Source organism: Neisseria sp. P0021.S005 (assembly GCF_051956955.1).
In genome coordinates this window covers 1-2,169 of record NZ_JBQCWY010000524.1, presented here as the reverse complement: position 1 = coordinate 2,169, position 2,169 = coordinate 1, and the positions used below count along the sequence as shown (strand labels likewise).

Below are 2,169 nucleotides of genomic sequence, written 5' to 3'. Positions count from 1 at the left end.
GTTGAGCCTGTTTCATCAGGCCGCCTAATCCGGCTTTTCCGAACATGTTTTACTCCTATGGGTTTGAATAAATGGGTTTCACTCATGCCGTCTGAAAAACGCTATTGCCTTTCAGACGGCCTTGTATATCAGTATTTTAAGAATGTCCTGCCAACTCTAAAGAATCCGGCAGCCATTGCGCTTCAAAGGTTTGCAAGATTTTCTGCGCCGTTGTATCCGCTTCCAGCAAATCTTGCGCCTGCTGCCGCCCTTCTTCTTGAATACGTTTGCGGCGCATCACCGGCGTTTCCCAGCCTTTATCATCCTGCCAAGGCTCAGTTTGCAGCCTTAAATTGCCAAGATGGTAAGCCTCGCTCAACGTCTGGCAGATTTTGTCCAAGCGCTCTTTATTGGCAGTAGCTTTGGCCTCATCCGTCAACGACAGCATGATTAAACCTGCTTCCGCATCATAACTCGTCCATGCCGCATTTTGCGCTAACATCTGCGCCGCGCCTAATTTACGGGCAAAGCGTTCGATAATGCTGTGCCAATTCTCAGTTTTAAACTCAGGCAAAGGAGCGAACTGAAGCTCTTCTTCATCTCCCTCCTCTTCTTCAGACACAACCGGCTGTGGTACTTCCATCACATCAGCATGATGCGAATCTTCATATGTATATGCTTCATCAAAATACGGAGGCGGAATTTCCTCATCCATGTGCGGATATTCTTCCAGCTCAGGGGCCGTCTGAACTTTTGCAACAGGCAATGGCTCCGCAGCTTCTTGCTTCTGCGCCGCTTGAATTTGAGGCGGCTCAGCCGATACTTGGCTCGGCATGTCTTCCCAAGGCGGTACATCCGTCTGTTGTTGAGCAGACTGAATAGTTTCTTCAGACGGCCTTTCAACGATATCCTGTTTGGTCGGAACAGCCTCTTTCTCAACCACCGGTGCTGCTATCGGTTCAGATTTCGGCAGCTGAAAAGGCTTTTTTTCGGCCTCAGCTTTCTGATGGTCGGAATGCAAATCCGTGTGTTCAATCTGACTTTGCGTATCGCAACCCGAAGCAGCCAACGGCGCAAATGCAAGTATGCGCAAAAGCGTCATGACAAAACCGGCATACTCGTCCGGAGCCAGCGGCAAATCCTGTTTACCATGAATAGCACATTGATAATAAAGCTGAACCTGCTCGCCACTCAAAGCCTGACTTAATCGCAGCAAAGTTTCACGCTCAGGGTCGTCATTTGCCAAGGCAGAAGGAATGGTTTGAATCAAAGCCAAACGTTGCAACAACATAGCCAATTCTGCCAAGGCGCTGTCAAAACCAATCGCTCTGGCGGACATTTCCTGAGCCTTTTCCAGCAAGGCCTCACCGTTTTGATTGATGATTCCTTCAAGCAATTCAAACAAATATTGTTTATCGACCGCTCCGATCATCTGGCGGACATCTTGTTCGGCAACTTTACCCGAACCCATGGCAATCGCCTGATCCAAAAGGCTCAACGCATCGCGCATCGAACCGGCGGCGGCACGTCCCAAAAGCTGCAAAGCCTGCGGCTGATAAGGAACGTTTTCACGGTCCAAGACATGTGCCAAATGCTCGGCAACCTGTTGGGTTGTCATGTTGCGCAAAACAAACTGCAAACAGCGGCTCAATACGGTAATGGGGACTTTATGCGGATCGGTGGTCGCCAAAATGAATTTAACGTGTTCAGGCGGTTCTTCCAAAGTCTTCAGCATGGCATTGAACGCGCTTTTGGAAAGCATATGCACTTCGTCGATGATATAGACTTTGTATTTACCCGCAGTCGGTGCGTATTGCGCATTTTCCAATACTTCGCGGATATTATCGATGCCGGTATTCGATGCCGCGTCGATTTCCAATAAGTCCACATAACGGCCGCTGTCGATTTGCGTACAGCTTTCACACTGACCGCACGGCTCGCCATGCACGGCATTTTCGCAGTTCAAGCTCTTGGCCAAAATCCTGGCAATCGTGGTCTTGCCCACACCGCGCGTCCCTGTCAGCAGATAGGCATGGTGCAGACGGCCTTCGTCCAGCGCGTTGCGCAGGGCTTTGACGACGTGTTCCTGACCGACCAAATCGGCAAAGGTTTTCGGACGCCATTTTCGTGCAAGAACTTGATAAGCCATGTTGTTTCTCTACGGGAAATAAATCGGAAGGCCGTCTGAAA

Annotated in this window: 1 protein-coding gene; it reads right to left on the bottom strand. The window is 49.9% G+C overall.

Annotated elements, in window-relative coordinates:
* Positions 1-136 precede the first annotated feature (136 nt).
* Positions 137-2,128 carry a DNA polymerase III subunit gamma/tau gene (gene dnaX / locus ACTHUE_RS16400; protein WP_107792444.1) on the bottom strand — a complete coding sequence of 664 codons (1,992 nt, stop codon included), beginning with the start codon at positions 2,126-2,128 and terminating at the stop codon, positions 137-139.
* Positions 2,129-2,169: the final 41 nt, after the last annotated feature.

What these genes read in the sequence shown, in the direction of transcription:
- dnaX (WP_107792444.1), bottom strand. Translation starts at nt 2,128, where the DNA reads ATGGCTTATCAAGTTCTTGCACGAAAATGGCGTCCGAAAACCTTTGCC.